The organism is Microcystis sp. M53598_WE2, assembly GCF_030067735.1.
Lineage (GTDB): Bacteria > Cyanobacteriota > Cyanobacteriia > Cyanobacteriales > Microcystaceae > Microcystis > Microcystis aeruginosa.
Genome location: NZ_JASJFE010000375.1, coordinates 1 through 3,108 on the forward strand (window position 1 = coordinate 1; position 3,108 = coordinate 3,108).

General features: G+C 43.6%; 4 protein-coding genes and 1 tRNA gene. 4 read left to right on the top strand and 1 reads right to left on the bottom strand.

All coding sequences use genetic code 11. The annotated features are described in order from the left end of the window. Positions 1 to 574: 574 nt before the first annotated feature. Complete coding sequence (gene rdgB, locus PX636_RS08070; protein WP_002762017.1) at positions 575 to 1,168, top strand: RdgB/HAM1 family non-canonical purine NTP pyrophosphatase; 594 nt, start codon at positions 575 to 577, stop codon at positions 1,166 to 1,168. Here rdgB and lipA read toward each other — a convergent pair. Beyond that, the gene (gene lipA, locus PX636_RS08075) at positions 1,131 to 2,036 is read right to left on the bottom strand and encodes a lipoyl synthase (protein ID WP_502882859.1); all 906 of its coding nucleotides are present in this window, start codon (positions 2,034 to 2,036) and stop codon (positions 1,131 to 1,133) included. The two genes, rdgB and lipA, sit on opposite strands and share 38 nt — an antisense overlap. A 71-nt stretch (positions 2,037 to 2,107) precedes the next feature. Between lipA and PX636_RS08080 the strand changes: the two genes are divergently transcribed. The 3 genes from PX636_RS08080 (at position 2,108) to PX636_RS08090 (ending at position 2,980) form a co-directional block, all read left to right on the top strand. Beyond that, positions 2,108 to 2,181, top strand: a tRNA-Pro gene (locus PX636_RS08080). A gap of 173 nt (positions 2,182 to 2,354) precedes the next feature. After that, positions 2,355 to 2,648 (top strand): nucleotidyltransferase family protein, encoded by a 294-nt coding sequence (locus PX636_RS08085; RefSeq protein ID WP_002760266.1) that lies wholly within the window; start codon positions 2,355 to 2,357, stop codon positions 2,646 to 2,648. Next, a complete protein-coding gene (locus tag PX636_RS08090) occupies positions 2,645 to 2,980 on the top strand; it encodes a HepT-like ribonuclease domain-containing protein (protein ID WP_002760267.1) in 336 nt (111 codons plus the stop codon). Before PX636_RS08085 ends, PX636_RS08090 begins: the two co-directional genes overlap by 4 nt. Positions 2,981 to 3,108 lie beyond the last annotated feature (128 nt).

Here is a 3,108-nt window from a genome sequence, read left to right on the forward strand (position 1 = left end):
TAATCTCCTGACTTGAAAGAGGGTGTAGGGTGTAGGGTGTAGGGTGTGGGGTGTGGGGTGTGGGGTGTGGGAATTAGGAATTAGGAAGTGGGGGGAATAAATAAAATAATCTCCTGACTACTGCCTTCCTTAACAACATAGCTATCGCTTTTTCGGAGTCAAGAGATGTTTCTATTTTTTCATCTTCATAAAGACAATTGCTGTCAAACCAGCGAGTCAAGTATTTTGGATGTATTTGTACTTCCTTGATCTGTTTGTCTTTGAGTCTTTCAGTCAATGGGAATTTTAAGGAACCCATTCTTAAGTGGGTGGGTGGAATTAAATATAAGATGAACGTAGGTTGGGTTGAAGCATGAAACCCAACGCCCGCATGGGTTACGCTACCGCTAACCCATCCTACAAATAATTGTGCCTCCCTACTTAACTTTAATCCTCGCAATAATCAGGGGGAAATGTCCGTCCGATCCAAAGCAGTCAGGGAGTTAAAAGTTTTCACTGTAGCTTTAGTGTATAGTGAAATATTCTCAACGTCAAGCCGTCCTTTTAGGCCGGGGTTTCAAACCGATTATTTTCGATGAAAAAATTAATTCTAGCCACGAGTAACCCGGGTAAATTAGCAGAGATAGGGGAATACTTAACTGATATTGACCTAGAATTGCAGTTAAAACCCGATGATTTAGAGATAGAGGAAACCGGGGCGACTTTTGCTGAAAATGCTTATTTAAAAGCTGCTCAAATTGCCCTAACATTGGGAGAATGGTCGATCGCTGATGATTCGGGATTGGAAGTAACCGGGTTAGGAAATGCCCCGGGGATTTACTCGGCCCGCTACGGTGAAAATGATCGAGAAAGAATCGATCGCCTAGTCAGAGAATTAGGAGATAATCAGGATCGCTCGGCCCGTTTTGTCTGTGTAATTGCGATCGCCCGTCCCGATGGTGAGATTGCCTTGAGCGCCACAGGAATCTGTACGGGAGAAATTTTAACCAGTCCTAGGGGTAAAGGTGGTTTTGGTTACGATCCGATTTTTTATGTTCCCGAATACGCTTTAACCTTTGCGGAAATGTCTCCCGAATTAAAAAGAAAAATTAGCCATCGAGGACGAGCTTTTCAGCAATTGCTGCCCCATCTCAAGACTCTCGCGGGTACAAATTCATTAAGGCCCTGACTTGTTCAGCATGATAAGAGCTTCTTGTCAAGGGACTCGCAACAATTTGTAAAAATCCCAGAGACTCACCGTATTCGCGCCAAGCTTGGAACTGTTCGGGGGTGATAAATTCCTGCACACCGAGATGTTTTGACGATGGTTGCAGATACTGCCCGATGGTGAGAATATCACAATCAACGGCCCGTAAATCGCGCATCACTTGGCGCACTTCCTCGTCGGTTTCCCCCAATCCCACCATAATGCCCGATTTTGTGTAGGTAGCGGGAACAATGGCGCGAGCGCGCTGCAATAATTCTAGAGAACGCTGGTAATCACCCTGGGGACGCACGCGACGATAGAGACGGGGAACAGTTTCGGTATTGTGGTTTAAAACTTCAGGTTTAGAGGCAAGAATTAAAGCTAAAGCCTGCCAATTGCCACAAAGATCGGGAATCAGCACTTCGATGGTGGTTTTCGGAGAAATGCGGCGAATTTCCTCGATACAACGCACAAATTGACTAGCACCCCCATCAGCCAAATCATCGCGATTGACAGAAGTGATCACTACATGATTAAGATCAAGACGTTGCACTGCTGCCGCTAGTCGCAGGGGTTCCGTGGGGTCTAAAGGTTGCGGTTTTTTCTCAAAATCTATATCACAGTAAGGACAGGCGCGAGTGCAAGCAGGACCCATAATTAAAAAGGTAGCCGTCCCCGCGTGGAAACATTCGCCGATATTGGGACAGGAAGCCTCCTCACAAACGGTATTTAAGCCTAAATCGCGTAAAACTTCCTTAACACTGCCGACTCGCTGCCATTGCGGTGCTTTTACCCGTAACCACTCTGGTTTTACCGTCACGCCTGAACTACTCCGATAATTTTTGCCTATATCTGTAATATCCTAGCAAGTCTCGACCCAATCAAGGCCGAATATGCTATGATGATTTAGCTGAAAATTTTCGGGATGTAGCGCAGCTTGGTAGCGCACTTCGTTCGGGACGAAGGGGCCGCAGGTTCGAATCCTGTCATCCCGATTAAAGACAATCAAGGTGTAATCTGTTCTATGGTTAAGTAGATAGGTGTTAAAAATTGTCAGTAAGTAGCTGGTTATAATTAAATTAAAAATGGATTTTAGGTTCGATCCCCCCTTAATCCCCCCTTGATAAGGGGAGTGTCTGACAACTTTTAACGCCTACCTACTTAGATCATGAAAATTGAGGAATTACTCAAAAACAAACGAGAAAAAATCATTGCTATTGCTGCTAAACACGGCGCAAATAACGTGCGAATCTTTGGTTCTGTCGCACGGGGAGAAGCTGACGAAAAAAGCGATATTGATTTATTAATTGATTATTGTAGCGAACGTCGGAGTCCCTGGTTTCCTTTGCCGTTAATTCGAGAACTCGAAGCTTTGTTAGGCTGCAAAGTTGATATTGTTACCGAACAGGGACTTAAAGATAGAATCAGAGAGCGGGTACTTAAAGAAGCAATACCACTATGAGAGATGATACCGAACGCTTGCGGGATATTTTAGAAGCAATTGAGCGGGTAGAAAAGTATGCTCCACAGGGAAAAACCGTGTTTGAACAACAAGAATTAATTCAAACTTGGATTGTCTATCATTTACAAATTATTGGTGAAGCAGCTAGAGCAACTTCTCAAGAATTTCAAGCAAGATACCCCGAAGTTCCTTGGCGAGATGCCAGCGATCTAAGAAACTTAACTATTCATGAATATTTTCGTATCAATCTAGAGATTATTTGGGATATTGTTGAAAATGACATTCCTCCTCTAAAACAACAAATCGAAGCTATTTTACAGGAATTGATTTGACGAAACCCAGTCCAATTATTTAAAACTGTTGGGTTTTAGGTTCGATCCCCCCTTAATTCCCCCTTGATAAGGGGGGCATTTGATAATTTTTAAAGCCTACCTACTTAGTAGGTTGATTCATGAATCAA

Excerpts from the sequence above, each read along its gene's own strand:
- rdgB (WP_002762017.1), top strand. The coding sequence starts at position 575 with ATGAAAAAATTAATTCTAGCCACGAGTAACCCGGGTAAATTAGCAGAG.
- PX636_RS08085 (WP_002760266.1), top strand. The coding sequence starts at position 2,355 with ATGAAAATTGAGGAATTACTCAAAAACAAACGAGAAAAAATCATTGCT.
- PX636_RS08090 (WP_002760267.1), top strand. The coding sequence starts at position 2,645 with ATGAGAGATGATACCGAACGCTTGCGGGATATTTTAGAAGCAATTGAG.